This is a genomic window from Acidovorax sp. BoFeN1, assembly GCF_003345135.1.
GTDB lineage: Bacteria > Pseudomonadota > Gammaproteobacteria > Burkholderiales > Burkholderiaceae_C > Acidovorax > Acidovorax defluvii.
Genome location: NZ_QOZT01000019.1, coordinates 1 through 16790, shown reverse-complemented (window position 1 = coordinate 16790; position 16790 = coordinate 1). Strand labels below are relative to the sequence as shown.

Sequence of the window (16790 nt, the reverse complement as noted above, 5' to 3'; positions counted from 1 at the left end):
CTCAGTTGGCGATACCGTCGGCTGTGAGGCGCAGCACCCGGTCGGCGCGCGCGGCAGCGGCGTCGGAGTGCGTGACCAGCACCAGCGAGGCGCCGTGTTCGCGCGTCTGGGCGAGCAGCAAGTCCATCACGCGGGCGGCCGTGCCGGGGTCCAGGTTGCCGGTGGGTTCATCGGCCAGCAGCAACCCGGGGCGGTGCACCAGGGCGCGGGCAATGGCCACGCGCTGCAGTTGGCCACCGCTCAGTTGCTGGGGCAGGCGCTCGCCCAGGTCGGCCAGGCCCACGGCCGCCAGCATGTGCTGCACCCGATCGGGTTCGGTGCGGCCCAGCAGCATGAGCGGCAAGGCCACGTTCTGCGCCACGCTGAGGTGGGGCAGCACATGAAAGGCCTGAAACACAAACCCCACATGGGCGCGCCGCCACAGGGCGCGCTGCGTCTCGTCGAGCGGTGCCAGGTCGGTGTCGCCATGCACGATGCGCCCTGCATCCCAGTGGTCCAGTCCCGCCAGGCAGTTGAGCAGGGTGGATTTGCCCACGCCCGAGTCGCCCACGATGGCCACAAACTCCCCCGGCTGCACCGTGAACTGCACGTTGGCAAACACGGGTGTGCCGCCGTAGTGCTTGGCCAGGGCCTCGACGTGAAGAACGCTGTTCATGGCGCGACGTGCTCTGTGCGCTCCAGGCGCTGCAGCACGGCCTGCACCAGGCGCGCGGTGGCGTCGGGCTGGTCGCAGGCAATGGTGTGGCGGTGCGGCATGCTGCGCAGCCAGGTGATCTGGCGCTTGGCCAGCTGGCGGGTGGCGGCTATGCCGCGCTCGCGCAGCCCGGCCAGGTCCAGCGGTGCTTCGGGGCCGGCCGCCGTTTGGGCATCGAGCGCTTCCCAGGCCTGGCGGTAGCCCACGCAGCGCATCGACGGCAGGTCGGGGTGCAGGTCGCCGCGCGCACGCAACTGGCGCACTTCGTCCACAAAGCCTTCCGTGAGCATGGTGTCAAAGCGCCGTGCAATGCGCTCGTGCAGCCAGGCGCGGTCTTCGGGTTCCAAAGAAAAAAGGGCGGTAGCGCTTATGGAGTCTGCGCTAGTAGCTCTCTTTTTTGTAGTGTGAAAGTGGGAGATGGGTTGGCCCGAAACATGCCACACCTCCAGCGCACGCTGGATGCGCTGGCTGTCGGCGGGCGCCAGTCGTGCGGCGGTGGCGGGGTCCACGCGGGCCAGTTCAGCGTGCAGCGCGGGCCAGCCCTGGTCAAACGCCTGGGCCTCCAGCCGCGCACGCACGGCAGGGTCGGCGGGGGGCATGTCGTCAATGCCGTCAAACAGTGCCTTGAAATACAGCATGGTGCCGCCCACCAGCAGCGGCAGGGCGCCGCGCGCGCGGATTTCTGCGATGAGTCGCTCCGCGTCCTGCACGAACTCGGCGGCGCTGTAGGCCTGCAGCGGGTCGCGGATGTCGATCAGGTGGTGCGGCACGGCGGCCAGCTCGGCGCGCGTGGGTTTGGCGGTGCCAATGTCCATGCTGCGGTACACCAGGGCCGAATCCACGCTGATGATCTCTACCGGCAGGCGCGGTGCCAGCACGGCCGCCAGCGCCAGCGCGCCGGCCGTTTTGCCTGAGGCCGTGGGCCCGGCAATGGCGATGATGGGTAGCGGTGTGGTCATGCCTTGGCCGGCTCCCCGAATTTCTGCACCAGTGTCCACGCGGCCAGGGCGGCGCACACGCCCCAGAACCACACGCCCAAGGCAAGCGGCAGCACCGTGCCGTCCATGCGCTGGCCCAGCCATTGGCCCACACCAAACGCCACCAGCATCATGACAAAGCCGTTCAGTGCGGCGGCCGTGCCGGCGGCATGCGGAAAGGGGCCCACGGCGCCGCTCTGGCTGCAGGGCATGTGGATGCCATGCGCGATCTGGTAGAGCAGAAACGGCAGGGCATAGGCCCAGCCGTTTTGTACGCCAGCAAGCGCGAATACACCCATCAGCGTGCCCCCTGTGGCGCTGAGCAGGCCCGCCAGCGCGATGCTGCGGCGCAGCCCCCAGCGCACCAGCAGGCGCCGGCACAGCACCGTGCCGGTGATGTACATCGCTGCGTTGCACGACAGCAGCAGCCCATAGGCCGTGGGGCTCCAGCCCAGCACCTGGATGAAGGTGAACGACGAGGCCGCCAGGTACGTGAACAGGCCCGCATAGGTGAAGGTCGTGGTGGCCGAGTAGGCCAAAAAGGTAGGGTGGCGCAGGATCTGCACCCAGGTGCGCGCCAGGTGCGCAGGGCGCAGGGCCTGCGGATTGGGGCGGGCCAGGGTTTCTTCAAAACGCAGCAGGACCAGCAGCAGCGCCATGCCGCCAAAGCACGCCAGTGCCACCATCGTGGCGCGCCAGCCGAGGTGCCCCGCCAGCAGGCCGCCCAGCGGCGGGCTCAGGCACGCAATGATGCCCAGGCCGGTGAGGGCGCGCGACATGGCGTGCGCCCCTTCCACCGGGGCATACAGGTCGCGCACCACGGCGCGTGCGCCCATCACGCCGGCGCCCATGGCGGCGCCCTGTACGGTGCGCCAGAAGATCAGCGCTTCCATGGACTGCGCCAGCGCGCAGCCCAGCGCGGCCAGCACATAGGCCACCAGCCCCGCTTGCAGGATGGGGCGGCGCCCCCAGCGGTCCGACAGCGGCCCCCACACCACCTGCGAGCAGCCAAACGCCAGCAGCAAGGCCGTGAGCGTGAGTTGCGATTGGGCCATGCTGGCCTGGAGTTGTGCCTTGAGCGTGGGCAGCGCTGGCAGATAAAGATCGGTGGTGACCGGCTGCAGGCCCAGCAGCAGCGCCAGCAGGCCAATGACCAGCCAGGCTGGCATGGCCGCAGCACCCGTGTGTGCCGGGGCGTTGGAAGCGTCAGACATGCGCTGGAGGGTAGCAGATGCCGGCAGCAGACAAAGCCTTGCCAGGCCCCGGGTACAACCCGTTTTGGAGGCCGCTCAAGACAGTCGGGACGCCGACTGCAGGGGCGTGGACGTGTCGATGGACAGCTCCCCCGCATCCGATGTGCTCACGCCGGCTGCCAGCCGCACACGCAGGGCCAGATCGGTGCGGGAATCGGCATTGTGCAGGGCTTCCTCCAGCGAAATCCGGCCTTCCGTGTATAGCGCGTACAGCGCCTGGTCAAAGGTGCACATGCCGATTTCGGTGCTGCGCCCCATGGTCTCTTTGATGCCCGAAAACTCGCCCTTGGCGATCAGATCGGCGATGTAGGGCGAGTTGAGCATCACCTCGACCGCCGGCACCAGCTTTTCGTGCAGACCCGGAATCAGCCGCTGCGACACCACGCCTGCCAGGTTCATGCTCAGGTCCAGGAGCAACTGGTGGTGCGCGTCTTCGGGGAAGAAGTTGATGACCCGTTCCATCGCCTGGTTGGCATTGTTGGCGTGCAGCGTGGACAGGCACAGGTGGCCGGTCTCTGCGTAGGAAATGGCCTGTTTCATGGTCTGGCGGTCGCGGATCTCGCCGATCATGATCACGTCGGGCGCCTCGCGCAGCGCGTTCTTGAGCGCATCTTCATACGACAGGGTGTCGATACCCACTTCCCGCTGGTTCACCACCGAGCGCTTGTGGGCGTGCAGAAACTCCAGCGGATCCTCGATGGTGAGGATGTGCCCGGTCACGTTTTCGTTGCGGTAGTTGATCATGGAAGCCAGCGTGGTCGACTTGCCCGACCCGGTGGCCCCGGTCACCAGCACCAGCCCGCGCTTGCGCAGCACGAGCTTTTCAAGGATTGGCGGCAGGCCCAGTGCCGCCAGCGGCGGAATCTTGCTCTTGATGTAGCGCACCACCATGCCGGTCTCGCCGCGCTGCACAAACACATTCACCCGAAAGCGCCCCAGGTTTTCTGCCGAGATGGAGAGGTTCATCTCCATCTTTGCCTCGAACGCGCTGATCTGCTTTTCGTTCATGACCGAATAGGCCAGCTGCTTGACCTGGCCGGGTTGCAGCGCAGGCATTTTCAGGGGGTGGGTGACGCCTTCGATCTTGAGATTGACGGGCGCGCCCACGCTGAAGAACAGGTCGGAGCCGCCTTTCTCGACCATGGCGTTCAGAAAGCTGAATATTTCCACTGTGAGTCCCGTGACTTGTGGCAATTTGTATCAAGCATCAAGCATAGCCTGCAAGCTGCCGCAGCCAAAAAAAAGGGGCCGAAGCCCCTTGATGCTGGTGCGCGAATGCGCGTGGGTGGCTTACACCACACCCTGTGCCAGCATGGCGTCGGCCACCTTCACAAAGCCGGCGATGTTGGCGCCGTCGATGTAGCTGATGGAGCCATCGGCGCGCTGGCCATACTTCAGGCAGGCGGCATGGATGCCTTGCATGATTTGCAGCAGGCGGGCGTCCACTTCTTCGGCGGGCCACGACAGGCGGGCCGCATTCTGGCTCATCTCCAGGCCCGAGGTGGCCACGCCACCGGCATTCGATGCCTTGCCGGGCGCGTACAGCACGCCAGCGGCTTCAAACGCCTTGGCGGCTTCGATGGTGGAGGGCATGTTGGCGCCTTCTGCCACGCACAGCACGCCGTTTTTGATCAACGTGGCGGCATCGTCGGCGTTGAGCTCGTTTTGCGTGGCACAGGGCAGGGCCACGTCCACGGCGATATGCCAGGGCGTCTTGCCCGCCTGGAACTCGGCGCCTACCAGCTGGGCGTAGTCGTTGACGCGGCCATATTTGTGGTTCTTCACTTCCATCAGGATGGCCAGCTTTTCGGCCGTGAACCCGTCCTTGTCGTACACCGTGCCGCTGGAGTCGGACACCGACACCACCTTGGCACCCAGGGCCATGGCCTTTTCCACGGCGTACTGCGCCACGTTGCCCGAGCCGGACACCGACACCGTTTTGCCGTCGAACGACTGGCCACGGGTCTTGAGCATCTCCTGCGCAAAATACACCGTGCCGTAGCCGGTGGCCTCAGGGCGGATCAGCGAGCCGCCGAACGACAGGCCCTTGCCCGTGAACACGCAGTCGGCACGGTTGCTGAGCTTCTTGTACATGCCGGCCATGTAGCCCACTTCGCGGCCGCCCACGCCGATGTCACCGGCCGGCACGTCGGTGTCGGCGCCCACATGGCGGAACAGTTCCGACACGAAAGCCTGGCAAAAGCGCATCACTTCGCCGGGGCTTTTTCCCTTGGGATCGAAATCGGAGCCGCCCTTGCCGCCACCCATGGGCAGCGTGGTCAGCGCGTTCTTGAAAGTCTGCTCGAACCCCAGGAACTTCAGCACCGACAGGTTCACCGAGGGGTGAAACCGCAGACCGCCCTTGTAGGGGCCGATCGCCATGCTGTGCTGGATGCGGTAGCCGCGGTTGACCTGCACGCTGCCGTGGTCGTCCACCCACGACACGCGGAACATCACGGTGCGCTCGGGCTCGACCAGACGCTCCAGCAGGCCGTGTTCGGCGTAGCGGGGGTGCTTTTCAATGAAGGGCCACAGGCTTTCCATGACTTCGGTGACAGCCTGCAGAAACTCAGGTTGACCAGGGTTGCGCTGTGCGACCTGCGCGAGGAAGCTGTCTACGGAGTCGTACTTCATGAAAAAGGGCTTTCTGTGCAAAAAAACGAAGAATGCGGCGTTGCAGCATCGAATTATGTCAAAAAGACATGCGCTCATGCATGGCAGCGCACGGTGTTGGGGCATTGCTTGCGTGTGTTGCCAGTTTTTGGTGCGTTCTGATGGTCGATTTTGGTGCGTGTACGTCAGGCGTTTGTCTCCATGCCGTACCACAGCGGTCCGCTTCAACAACCTACGAGAGGGCTGGACGACATGCATCAACAACAAGCCGCAAATGCCGCCGTTCTGCTGCCGCCAGTGGCCGCCGCGCTGGTGGCGTGCAGCGGCAGCGGTGAGTCGAATGACCCCACGCTCAGCGGCGACGGGCCGTTGGTGATCGGCCACCCACCACGTCAATCTGGGCCTGAAGCTGGAAGACAGGCGGCTGACCATCCTGGTCAGGTAGGGCATCACCACGAAGACGTCACCGGTCTTATGACTTGGCCGTGGCGGGCGATGCACGCACCTTTGCCAGCCTGCTCACCCCCGCGGGGCTGAAGGAAGTGAAGACCTATGCCGACGGCGTAGGCCCATGGAAGCCACATCTCATCCCTTCCAGGCAGGTGGACGCCAACCACGATGGCAAGCCGGAAGACCTCAATGGTGACGGCAAGATCGACGAACGCGACCGCGTGATGATGGCGCCCACAGAGGTGGTGAAGAACGCCCACGCCGCCGGCCTGTTCGTGCATGCCTACACCTTCCGCAGCGAGGCCAAGCGCCTGGCATCGGATTTCAAGGGTGACCCCAAGGCCGAATACCAGCTGTTCTACCAGCTGGGCGTGGATGGCGTATTTAGCGACTTTGCGGACCACGCCGTCGCGGCACGCAACCGTTGATCAGGTCGTTGTCCGATTGTCCGCAGGGCTGAGCGCAGCCGTGCGCCGCTGGATTGCTATGAAAATAAAAGCATTCAGTGCTTATGAATAAAGCGCCTGCTGCGGTTTGTTCACAAAAATAACGTCCACCTGACTCGCCGCAGGTGCCCGTCAGCATCGGGGCGGTTGTGACATGGTCGCCCGCTTGCCGATGGCATGCGGGCGATGTCAGTGTCCGTGGGCACCGGGCGCCCTCCAGAGGCTGTGCGAATCCAGCAGCAGCCGGGCATGGGACTGCATTTCATCCAGCGCTGCCGAATCGGCGGCCAGTTGGGCTTCGAGTGCGTTGCGCCGTGCCAGCAGCAGATCCGCCAGCGGGCTCTCGCCCAGCGTGTAGGCGCGTGCCTGCAGCTGGGCGCTGCGCTCGATTTGCCGCTGTGCGCGTTGCAGTTGCACCCGAGTGTGGCGGGTCTGCTCCAGTACACTGGCGGTGCGCCAGGCTTCGGCTTCTATGCGCACCCGCTTTTGCGCCAGCTCCTGTTCGGCCATTTCGGCCTGTGCCAGTGCTGCCTGTGCATCGGCCCTGCGCCCGGCGCTGCCCAGGGGGATCGACACGTAAACGCCCAGCACGCGCTCCTGCCCGCCGCGCTCGCGGCTGGCCCGCACGCCTACGGTGGGGTCGCCATGCCGTTCCAGCGCGGTGCGTTGTGCCTGCTGGCGGGCCTGTTGCGCTTTGGCCTGTGCCAGTTTCAGCTCGTGGTTGTCGTCCAGAATTTTGGAGGCCCACTCGGCGGCCGTGAAATCTGCGGCGGCCGAGGTGGCCGTCCCAGCTGGGCTGCCGGTGGGGGCCATGTCCACGGGTTTTGGCAGGCCCGGGTACAGGCGCTCCAGTGTCTGCAGCCGCACCTGCAGTTGCCCTTGCGCCCGTGCAGCCAGGGCGTCTATCCGGGCGGCTTCGGCCTGGGCTGCCAGCCGCTCCAGTGTTGCGGCCTCGCCAGCCGCCACGCGCCGCTCGGTACTGGCCATTTGCTGGGTGACCAGCCGGGCCTGGTCCTGAAGTACGGAGGCGGTGCGCATGTCGCGCAGAGCATCAAACCATGCCGCCATCAGGCCGCGCGCGGCCTCGTGCCAGGCGTCGGCCAGGGCTAGCTCGCCCAACTGGATTTCGGTGGCGCCCAGTTGCCGGTCTGCGGCGGCCTTGGCGGGCCAGCGTAGCCCAGTCTCCAGGGCCACATCGGCTTCGGAAAAACTGGGGCCCTGGCGTTCGGTGCGCCGGTTGGTGCCCGCCTTGGCCACCCAGTCGTGGGGCCCCGCTTCCAGGCGCTGGTTTCGCGCCTGGGCCAGGGGAACGCCCGCGCTGGCCGCGCGCACCTGAGGCAGTTGCGATAGCACCTGCATCACCGTCTCTGCGGGTGGCAGCACGGGCGGCAGGGTGAGCGCGGGAGGCGTCTGGGCCATCGCCACGCTCAGCCCTGCGGCGCCGGCCCAGGCCAGGCACACCGCCGCAGCGGTGCGCCGCAGCATGGCGAGCGGGGAACGAGGTTGCAATCGCGTCATGGCAGGTCTCCAAATCTTCCAAAAGTCAATAACGGAACCACCCAGTAGGCGACCTGGGGGCTGGGCAATGCCGCCCGCAGGGTGTCGATCAGGGGCTGTACCTGGGCCTGCTCCATGGCCACTTGCACCAACACGCGGCGGGCACGGCCCTGCACCTGTTCCATGGTCGATGCCAGCTCCACATGCCAGCCGATGCCTTGCCCGGGCACGACCGTGAAACCGGGTGCCAGTGTGGGCAGCGACAGGAGTGCGTCGAGGATCTCCTCTTCGAGGGCCTTGGGCACGGCCAATGTGAGCAGGCAATCGGGCGTACTGCGGGATGGCGGGGTGGGAGTGAGGGTAGGCGTATTCATGAGGCCAGCTGGGGTTGGGGGGCCGAGAAACGGCGGTACAGAATGGGCAGCAGCACCAGCGTGAGCAGTGTGGAGCTGACGAGCCCGCCAATCACCACAATCGCCAGCGGGCGCTGGATCTCCGAGCCCGGACCGGTGGCTAGCAGCAGCGGAATCAGCCCTAGGGCCGTGATGCTGGCCGTCATGAGCACCGGGCGCAGGCGGCGCAGAGCGCCCTGGCGCACTACTTCCTGGATGGGCATGCCGCGTGCCGACAGCTGGTTGAAGCAAGTCACCATCACCAGTCCGTTGAGCACGGCGATACCCATCAGCGCAATGAAGCCCACCGATGCCGGCACCGACAGGTATTCACCCGAAATGACCAGCGCCACGACGCCGCCCACCAAAGCGAGCGGGATATTGGCAAACACCAGCACGGCCTGGCGCAGGCTGCCCAGTGTGGCAAACAGCACGCCCACAATCAGGGCCAGTGCCACGGGCACCACCAGCCCCAGGCGGGCAGCAGCGCGCTGCTGGTTTTCGAACTGGCCGCCCCAGGTGATGCGGTAGCCCGCAGGCAGGGGCACCTTCTGGGCCACGGCTGCCTGGGCATCGGCCACGAAACCCACCAGATCCCGGCCCCGCACATTGGCGCGCACGACCGACATGCGTGACGACTGCTCGCGCTCAATCTTGACCGGGCCATCGGTCACCTCCAGCCGGGCCAGCTGGCTCAGCGCCACGGCCTGTCCATCGGGCGTCGGAAGGCGCAGCTGGGCAAACTGCTGGGGTGAGATGCGCAGGTCCTCGCTGCCACGCAACACCAGCGGCACACGGCGCGCCTGCTGCATCACCACGCCCACTTTCTGTCCTTCGACCAGGGCGCGCAGGTCGTTCTGGATCTGGTCCACCGTCATGCCCAGGCGTCCTGCCGCCTGGCGGTCGATGTCGATGCGGTAGTACTGCACGCCGCCGTTTTGCGCGGTGATCACATCCTCGCTGCCCGGCAGCGCTTGCAGAGTCTGGACGATTTCACCGGCCAGGCGCGCCAGCTCTTGGGTGTCGGGGCCAAAGATCTTGACCGCCAGGTCGCCTCGCACGCCCGACAGCATCTCCGAGGTGCGCATTTCAATGGGCTGGGTGAAGCTCAGTTTCACGCCCGGAATCGCCTCGCCAGCCTGCCGGATGGCGTCGATGAGTTCTTCCTTGGTCTTGAAGCGCCATTGCTCGCGGGGCTGCAGCACCAGAAAGCTGTCTGTTTCGTTGAGCCCCATGGGGTCGAGGCCGAGTTCATCGGAACCGACCCGCGCAACGATGTTCTTGACCTCAGGAACCGCTTCCAAGATGCGCCGCTGCAGTGCCAGATCGGTGGCCACCGACTGCGCCAGGTGAATGGAGGGGAGCTTTTCCACCTGCATGATGATGTCGCCTTCGTCCAGCGACGGCATGAACGATTTGCCGATCAGCGGAAACAGCGCCACCGCGCCGGCCAGCGCTACCAGCGATACCGCCACCACCACCTTCGAGTGGCGCAGCGCGGCTTCGAGCAGCGGCGCGTAGCCCGCTTCGAGCTTGCGCACCAGCCAGGGTGCGGCATGGTGACCCGTTCGCAGGGCCACCGATGCCAGCACCGGGATCACGGTGAACGACAGCAATAGCGAGGCGCCCAGCGCAAACACAATGGTCAGCGCGACCGGGCCAAACAGCTTGCCCTCCAGCCCCTGCAGGGTCAGCAGCGGCAGGAACACGATCATGATCACCACTACACCCGCACTCACCGGCGTGGCCACTTCCTGCGTTGCGCGGTAAAGGTTGTGCAGGCGCGAAATGCCGGGTTCGGCCTGCCGTGCCTCGATGTTCTCCACCACCACCACGGCTGCATCCACCAGCATGCCGATGGCAATGGCCAGGCCGCCGAGCGACATCAGGTTGGCCGACAGCCCCCATTGCTGCATCAGCACGAAGGTGGCCAGGGCCGACAAGGGCAGGATCAGGGCCACCACCAGCGCTGCGCGCAGGTTGCCCAGAAACAGCAGCAGCAGCACCAGCACCAGCACGATCGCTTCGCCCAGGGCCTTGGTGACGGTGGAGACGGCGCGCTCGACCAGATTGCCCCGGTCGTAGAATGGCACGATCTTCACGCCCTGCGGCAGGGTGGGCTCCAACTCGGCGATCTTGGCCTTGACGTCGCGCACCAGTTTTTGCGCGTTGGCGCCGCGCAGGCCCAGCACCAGGCCCTCCACGGTCTCGCCCTTGCCGTCCTGGGTGACGCTGCCGTAGCGCGTCAGTGCGCCCAATTGCACCGTGGCCACATCACCCACGCGCACCGCTTCGCCGTTGCGCTGGATCACCGCAATGGTGCGCACATCGCCCAGGCTGCGGATGCTGCCGTCGCTGCGCACCAGCAGTGATTCTTCGCCGCTCGACAGGCGACCGGCGCCATCGTTGCGGTTGTTGGCGGCCAGGGCATCCTGCAGCTGCTGCAGCGACACCCGGCGGGCGGCCAGCGCCGCCACATCGGGCACCACCTCAAAGGTCTGAACCTCGCCGCCCAGCGTGTTCACGTCGGCTACGCCAGGAATGCCGCGCAGGCGGGGGCGGATGACGTAGTCCAGCAGCTTGCGCCGCTCCGCCAGGCTGGCATCGCCATCGACCTTGAACATGAACATCTCGCCCAGCGGCGTGGTGATGGGCGCCAGCCCACCCGACAGGCCGGGCGGCAGGTTGCCCATGACGCCCGACAGGCGTTCGCTGACCTGCTGGCGGGCCCAGTAGATGTCGGTGCCATCGGCAAAGTCGAGCGTGATGTCGGCAATGGCGTACTTGCTTTGCGAGCGCAGCATGACCTGGCTGGGTATGCCCAGCAGTTCTTGCTCGATGGGGGCCACGATGCGTGCCTCGACCTCGGCGGGAGTCATGCCGGGGGCCTTGAGGATGATCTTGACCTGGGTGGTCGATACGTCGGGAAACGCGTCGATTGGCAGGTTGCGCAAGGCCATGACACCGGCGGCCAGCAGCGCCAGCGACAGGATGCCCATCAGCAGGCGTTGCGAGAGTGAAAAGGCAATCAGGCGTGACAGCATCATTGGGCTCCGCCGCCCATGCCCTGCCACGCTCCCTTGAGCGCGGCCAGGCCTTGCACGGCGACCACGTCACCCGCTTTCACGCCCGAGCGCACCAGCGTCTGGCCCGCCCCCTCGGTGCCCAGCACCACCGCCGTGGGCACAAACCCCTGGGGGGTTTGCACGAACACATAGGCCTTCCCCTCGTGGCGTACCACGGCTTGGGCCGGCAGGCTGAGGTTGCCTGCCGCCTGGGTGTCGGTGCGCCCGGCCACGGTGACCTGCACGAACTGATTGGCGCGCAGGCAGTCTTCGGCCGCGGTGAAGTCGGCCCGCATCTGCACGGCCTGGTTGCCCGCGCTCACCTGCGGCACGATGGCGGCCAGGCGTGCGGGTGCCTTGCAGCCCTGCACGGCAAGAAGGTCGCCCGTGCGCAGGTTGTGGGCCTGATCGGGTGTGGCCTGCAGGGCAATGGACCATTGGCCGCCGCGCGCCACCTTGGCCACGGGCATCCCGGCATCCAGGCGCTGGCCGGGGGTGGCGGTGACTTCCAGCACCGTGCCCGCCGCACTGGCACGCAGGGTCAGGCCCGGCTGCAGCGTGGTGCTGGTGGTGCTGGCGCCAGCCATTTGCAGGGCCTGACGGCGCTCGCGCAGAGCCAGTTGGGCCAGTTCGTTCTGGGTGCGGCTTTCCTGTACACGCAACCCGGCAATGATGCCCTCAGCGTGCAGTTTTTCGTCGCGTTCGAGCTTGCTGGCCGCCAGCCGCGCCTGGGCCTGGGCCTGGAGCAGATCGCGCTGCCATGCCACCAGCTCGGGGCTCAACAGGCGGGCCACGGCTTCGCCGGCCCTGACCTTCTGGCCAGCGCCCACCAGCACCTGCTGCACCACGCCGGCCACGGGGGTGCTGAGCAGCTCTGTGGCCTGCGGGGGCAGTTCCACGGTGCCTTGCAGCACCAGGCCGGCAGCGGCACCCGCGCCACTGCTGCCCACCACCTGCGTGGCCACGCCAGCCGCTTGAGCCTGTGCGGCGGTCCAGGCGATCGCCGGGTGGCTGGCAGGGGCCGAGGGGCTGGCCGCAGGGCCTGCCGCCACGCTCAGAGAGGCGCAAAAGCACAAAATGGCTGCGCTGAGTGGGTTGCGAAAAATGGGGCGTGTGGGCGCGTGTGAGCGGGAGTGCAGGGGCATGGGATGTCAACCTTTCGTCGCTGGGGCAGCGAGTTCGGATGAATGATACCGTGCCTACCTGAAGGGAGCATGAACTCCTGCCGTCAGCCGCCTGGCCGTCTGTCCACCTTCGGAATGGAGAAGGGCGTTCCCGGCGGTCAGCGGTCGGCGCGCAGGTGCAAATCCACTTGCAGTCCCGTGCCATGACCGGGTGGGGGCGAGTGCAGTGTGCAGGTGCCGCCCTGGCGCGCCACGATGGTGGTCACGATGGACAGCCCCAGGCCATAACCAGGCGTGTACAGCGCGCTGGCAGTGTGCCCTTCGCGGTAATGGCGCTGCTGCAACAGCCCGAGCTGCTCTGTGGTGAGGCCTGGCCCGCTGTCGCGCACGCTGCAGGTGGCCGGTAGCGCCACCTCCAGCACGATGGGGCCATGGGGGGCGTAGCGCACCGCGTTTTCCACCAGATTGCGCAGGGCAATGGCGAGGGCGTCGAAGTCGCCGCGCACCCACACGTCATCGTCTTCGGGCAGCACCAGTTGCAGGCGCTGCAGCAAGGTGCCATCCGACCAGAACTCCTGCGCCACGGCTGCAGCGACCTGTGCGAGGTTGACGCGGTCCTGCGCCAGTGCTGCCCCCGAGCCTGCGCGCGAAAGCTGCAGCAGCTTCTCGCAGCGGCGGCTGAGGCGGTCGAGCGACTGCAGTGCGCCCTGGATGTCGGTGTAGGCCGCCCCCGTGGGTACGTGCACCAGGGCGGTCTGCAGGTTCAGGCGCACGGCGGCCAGCGGGGTGCGCAATTCGTGAGCGGCATTGGCGGCCAGGGCGCGCTCGGTATCGAGCGCGTCGGACAGGCGGGCGAGCAGGTGGTTGGCGCTGTCCACAATGGTCTGCAGCTCGTCGGGCAGGCCCTGGCCGGGCAAGGCGGCCAGGTGGTTGCCGTCGCGCAGCTGCAACTCGGCCGCCAGCGTGCCTGCGGGCGCCAGCGCGCGCTGCGTGACGGCGCGGATCAGCAGCCCCAGCAGGGGCAGGATGACCAGCAGCGGCACCAGCAGCCCGAGCAGGACCTGGGTGCGTGCGGCGCTACGGTGTGCCAACGGGTCGCCTACATGGATGAACATAGGAAGCGATGGATGTGCCAGCGTGTAAGTGCGAAGTTTGGGCGTATCGAAAAAGCCCGTGTTCAAGGGCACCGGCAGTGGGGTGAGCGGGGCGTCTGCCGAACGCAGCAGCAGCTCGTTGCGGTCATTGACCACCTGGTACAACAGCACATCGTGGTGGGCCCCGCTCAGGTTGCTGTGGGGAACTTCCAGCCGATACAGCGTGCCATCGCGCTCGGAGGGGTTTTGGTGGTTGCGCGCGTCGTGCGCCGCCAGGTCCAGCAGGCGCTCGGCGCTCTCGACCAGGCCCGCATCGAGCTGTTCGGTGAGTTCGTGCTGCATGTACCAGCCCACGGCGGCACTGGTGGCCACCCAGAGCATGGCGATCCAGGGCAGCAGGGCCCGGGTCAGGGCGCGGGAAAGGCTATGCCGGGCGCGGGCCATGGTCATGCGCTGGTGTTGAGTTTGTAGCCCAGCCCGCGCAGCGTCTGGATGCGGTCGCGGCCGATCTTGCGGCGCAGGTTGCTGATGAAGACCTCCAGCGTGTTGCTGCTGGCATCGGCATCCAGGCCGTACAGCGCATCCTGCAGGCTCTCGCGGGTGTGGATCCGGTCGGGCCGCAGGGCCATCACGCGCAGCAGGGCCCATTCCTTGGCCGTCAACTCCACCGGGTGTCCGTCGAGCAGGACCACCATGCGTGCAAGGTCGATCGACAAACCCTGCAGCTGCAGCACCGCGCTGCCCGCTCCGCTGCGGCGGCGTTCCACGGCACGCAGCCGCGCCAGCAGCTCGTCGGGGTCATAGGGCTTGACGAGGTAGTCGTCGGCGCCGGCATCGAGGCCGCGGATGCGGTCGGTGATCTGGTCGCGTGCGGTGAGCATGATCACCGCGCTGTCCGGCAGGGCGCGGCGCAGCTGGGGCAGCAGCGCCAGACCTTCGCCGTCTGGCAGTTGCCAGTCGAGCAGCACGGCCGCCCAGTGCGCCGCGGGCAGCAGGGCACGAGCACTGGCCAGGCTGCCAGCGCATTCGCACACGAAGCCGCGGGCGTTCAGGAAGGCCATCAGCGCCCCTGCCAGCGGGGCATCGTCTTCAATCAGCAGTATGCGCAAAGGGGTCTCCCGAGGTCGTGATCGGACCAGCCACCGCAGAGCGGGGCTAGCGCCCCGCATGGTGCCGCAGCGACCTGAAGGCAGGCTGAAGCCGCCGTGCTTACCGGCCCCGCAAAAACAGGGCGTCCAGCTCGCGCATCGACAGCTGCCGCCAGGTGGGGCGGCCATGGTTGCACTGGTCCGACCGGTCGGTGGTTTCCATCTGCCGCAGCAGCGCGTTCATCTCGTCGATGGTGAGCTTGCGGTTGGCCCGCACGGCGCCGTGGCAAGCCATGGTGCCCAGGATGTCATTGCGCGCGCGCTGCACCACGGTGCTGGCGTCATGGGCGGCGAGCTCGGCCAGCACGCTGCGGGCCAGCTCCACCGGGTCGCCAAACCCTGACGCTGTGGCCAGGGTGGTGGGCACGGCGCGCACGGCCAAGGTCTTGGGCGAGAAGGGCACCACCTCCAGGCCCAGCGTGGCCAGCACCTCGGCCGACGCTTCGGCGGTAGCCACTTCTTCGGGCGTGGCGGCAAAGGTGGCAGGAATCAGCAGCGGCTGGCTGGCTATGCGGGCGCCGCTGTCCACCTGGGCCTTCAGGCGCTCATAGACGATGCGTTCGTGGGCGGCGTGCATGTCCACCACCACCAGGCCCTTTGCGTTCTCGGCCAGTATGTACACGCCGTGGAGCTGGGCCACCGCGCGGCCCAGCGGCCAGGTGGCTTCGTCGCTATCGCGGCCCGCAGACCCAGCCGCATCCGCCACAGTCGGTGCGCGATAGGCGGGCTGCGCTGTGCCGCTCGCCGCGCCCGGGCCCGTGCCTGGCGCCACCGGGCCCGGGTTGATGAAGGCAACGCCTGCATTGCCAGCAGGAACCGTTTCTGTCCTGGGCCCCCACAGGGCCTGCAGGTCAGCCACATGGTGGCCACGTTCTTCAAATTTGATAGCTGCTTGCGCTTGCCACATATGCGCTAGCGGCTGTTTTGGCTTGAAATCGTCAGCGCCACCGGGGGCGGTAGCTGTTTCGGGGGCGGCAGCGGTCCCGGCGGCGAGCGCTGCGGCGCGCGGGGCGGCCAGCGCGTTTTCGACCGCGTGGCGCACGGCCTGGTGCACTTCGCGGCTGTCACGAAAGCGCACCTCGATCTTGGTGGGGTGCACGTTCACGTCCACACGGGCCGGGTCGATCTCCACATACAGCGCATACACCGGCTGCTTGTGGCCATGCAGCACGTCTTCGTAGGCGCTGCGCGCCGCGTGCGTGAGCACCTTGTCGCGCACGAAGCGGCCGTTGACATAGCAGTATTGCTGGTCGGCGCGCGAGCGGGCGGCGTCGGGCAGGCCTGCGCGGCCCGTGACGGTGACGGGGCCGGCGCGGTGCTGCACGGCCACCGACTGCGCCACGAAGTCTTCGCCCAGCACGTCGGCCAGGCGGCGCGCCAGGGCGTCCTGCAGGTGGGCGTCGCCGGGCACGAAGGTGGCGCGCCACTGCTCCACCAGCTTGCCCTCGTGCCAGATGGCAAAGCCCACATCGGGCCGCGCCAGCGCGTGGCGGCGCACCGATTCGATGCAGTGGGCCAGCTCGGTGGCGTCGGTCTTCAAGAACTTGCGGCGCGCGGGGGTGCTGAAGAACAGCTCCTTCACCTCCACCGTCGTGCCGCCGCTGCGCGCCACGGGGCGCAGCTCGCCGCTGCGTGCGTCGAGCAGGAAGGCGCTGGCCTGCGCGCCCGGGCGCGAGAGCAGGGCCATGTCCGATACCGAGGCAATGGCCGCCAGCGCCTCGCCCCGAAAACCCATGGTGGCCACGGTTTCCAGGTCGTGCAGGTTGGTGATCTTGCTCGTGGCGTGGCGGCGCAGCGCGATGGGCAGCTCGTCCTGCGGGATGCCGCAGCCGTCGTCCTCCACGGCGATCAGGCGCACGCCGCCCGCGAGCAGGCGCACGGTGATTTGCGTGGCGCCCGAGTCCAGCGCGTTGTCCACCAGCTCCCGCACCACCGAGGCGGGGCGCTCGACCACTTCGCCTGCGGCGATCTGGCTGATGAGTTCGTCGGGCAGGTCGCGGATGGGGCGGCGTGCGCCTGATCGCCGTGGAGGACGAC

General features: G+C 67.3%; 12 protein-coding genes and 1 pseudogene. 1 reads left to right on the top strand and 12 read right to left on the bottom strand.

Annotation, left to right across the window (positions count from 1 at the left end; translation table 11 throughout):
* Position 1 precedes the first annotated feature (1 nt).
* The 5 genes from DTW89_RS06875 to gdhA form a co-directional block, all read right to left on the bottom strand.
* Positions 2–655 (bottom strand): ABC transporter ATP-binding protein, encoded by a 654-nt coding sequence (locus DTW89_RS06875; RefSeq protein WP_114655397.1) that lies wholly within the window; start codon positions 653–655, stop codon positions 2–4.
* Complete coding sequence (gene miaA / locus DTW89_RS06870) at positions 652–1653, bottom strand: tRNA (adenosine(37)-N6)-dimethylallyltransferase MiaA (protein WP_114655396.1); 1002 nt, start codon at positions 1651–1653, stop codon at positions 652–654. The genes DTW89_RS06875 and miaA overlap by 4 nt, the downstream gene beginning before the upstream one ends.
* Positions 1650–2885, bottom strand: coding sequence for a multidrug effflux MFS transporter (locus tag DTW89_RS06865; protein ID WP_236637060.1), 1236 nt, complete (start codon positions 2883–2885; stop codon positions 1650–1652). The genes miaA and DTW89_RS06865 overlap by 4 nt, the downstream gene beginning before the upstream one ends.
* A 75-nt stretch (positions 2886–2960) precedes the next feature.
* On the bottom strand, positions 2961–4094 hold the full coding sequence (locus tag DTW89_RS06860; RefSeq protein WP_114655395.1) for a PilT/PilU family type 4a pilus ATPase: 1134 nt from the start codon (positions 4092–4094) through the stop codon (positions 2961–2963).
* 120 nt (positions 4095–4214) lie between these two features.
* Entirely contained in the window at positions 4215–5558 is a 1344-nt protein-coding gene (gdhA, locus tag DTW89_RS06855; RefSeq protein WP_114655394.1) for an NADP-specific glutamate dehydrogenase, read from the bottom strand.
* A 446-nt stretch (positions 5559–6004) separates the two neighbouring features.
* Between gdhA and DTW89_RS06850 the strand changes: the two are divergent.
* A pseudogene (locus DTW89_RS06850) lies at positions 6005–6415 on the top strand (glycerophosphodiester phosphodiesterase family protein); the annotation flags it as partial.
* A gap of 207 nt (positions 6416–6622) precedes the next feature.
* Here the strand turns inward: DTW89_RS06850 and DTW89_RS06845 are convergent.
* The 7 genes from DTW89_RS06845 to mutL all read right to left on the bottom strand — a co-directional run bounded on the left by DTW89_RS06845 (position 6623) and on the right by mutL (position 16755).
* Complete coding sequence (locus tag DTW89_RS06845) at positions 6623–7951, bottom strand: TolC family protein (protein ID WP_114655393.1); 1329 nt, start codon at positions 7949–7951, stop codon at positions 6623–6625.
* Entirely contained in the window at positions 7948–8304 is a 357-nt protein-coding gene (locus tag DTW89_RS06840; RefSeq protein WP_066696255.1) for a DUF3240 family protein, read from the bottom strand. Before DTW89_RS06840 ends, DTW89_RS06845 begins: the two co-directional genes overlap by 4 nt.
* Positions 8301–11366, bottom strand: coding sequence for an efflux RND transporter permease subunit (locus DTW89_RS06835; RefSeq protein ID WP_114655414.1), 3066 nt, complete (start codon positions 11364–11366; stop codon positions 8301–8303). Before DTW89_RS06835 ends, DTW89_RS06840 begins: the two co-directional genes overlap by 4 nt.
* Entirely contained in the window at positions 11366–12532 is a 1167-nt protein-coding gene (locus DTW89_RS06830) for an efflux RND transporter periplasmic adaptor subunit (protein ID WP_066696258.1), read from the bottom strand. The genes DTW89_RS06835 and DTW89_RS06830 overlap by 1 nt, the downstream gene beginning before the upstream one ends.
* A 137-nt stretch (positions 12533–12669) precedes the next feature.
* A complete protein-coding gene (locus tag DTW89_RS06825) occupies positions 12670–14055 on the bottom strand; it encodes an ATP-binding protein (protein ID WP_114655392.1) in 1386 nt (461 codons plus the stop codon).
* Positions 14052–14714 carry a response regulator gene (locus DTW89_RS06820; RefSeq protein ID WP_114655391.1) on the bottom strand — a complete coding sequence of 221 codons (663 nt, stop codon included), beginning with the start codon at positions 14712–14714 and terminating at the stop codon, positions 14052–14054. The genes DTW89_RS06825 and DTW89_RS06820 overlap by 4 nt, the downstream gene beginning before the upstream one ends.
* 100 nt (positions 14715–14814) lie before the next feature.
* Positions 14815–16755 (bottom strand): DNA mismatch repair endonuclease MutL, encoded by a 1941-nt coding sequence (gene mutL / locus DTW89_RS06815; RefSeq protein ID WP_114655413.1) that lies wholly within the window; start codon positions 16753–16755, stop codon positions 14815–14817.
* Positions 16756–16790: the final 35 nt, after the last annotated feature.

Coding starts and splice junctions, on each gene's coding strand:
- DTW89_RS06865 (WP_236637060.1), bottom strand. CDS start 2,885: ATGTCTGACGCTTCCAACGCCCCGGCACACACGGGTGCTGCGGCCATG.
- DTW89_RS06845 (WP_114655393.1), bottom strand. CDS start 7,951: ATGACGCGATTGCAACCTCGTTCCCCGCTCGCCATGCTGCGGCGCACC.
- miaA (WP_114655396.1), bottom strand. CDS start 1,653: ATGACCACACCGCTACCCATCATCGCCATTGCCGGGCCCACGGCCTCA.
- DTW89_RS06835 (WP_114655414.1), bottom strand. CDS start 11,366: ATGCTGTCACGCCTGATTGCCTTTTCACTCTCGCAACGCCTGCTGATG.
- DTW89_RS06825 (WP_114655392.1), bottom strand. CDS start 14,055: ATGACCATGGCCCGCGCCCGGCATAGCCTTTCCCGCGCCCTGACCCGG.
- DTW89_RS06840 (WP_066696255.1), bottom strand. CDS start 8,304: ATGAATACGCCTACCCTCACTCCCACCCCGCCATCCCGCAGTACGCCC.
- gdhA (WP_114655394.1), bottom strand. CDS start 5,558: ATGAAGTACGACTCCGTAGACAGCTTCCTCGCGCAGGTCGCACAGCGC.
- DTW89_RS06875 (WP_114655397.1), bottom strand. CDS start 655: ATGAACAGCGTTCTTCACGTCGAGGCCCTGGCCAAGCACTACGGCGGC.
- DTW89_RS06830 (WP_066696258.1), bottom strand. CDS start 12,532: ATGCCCCTGCACTCCCGCTCACACGCGCCCACACGCCCCATTTTTCGC.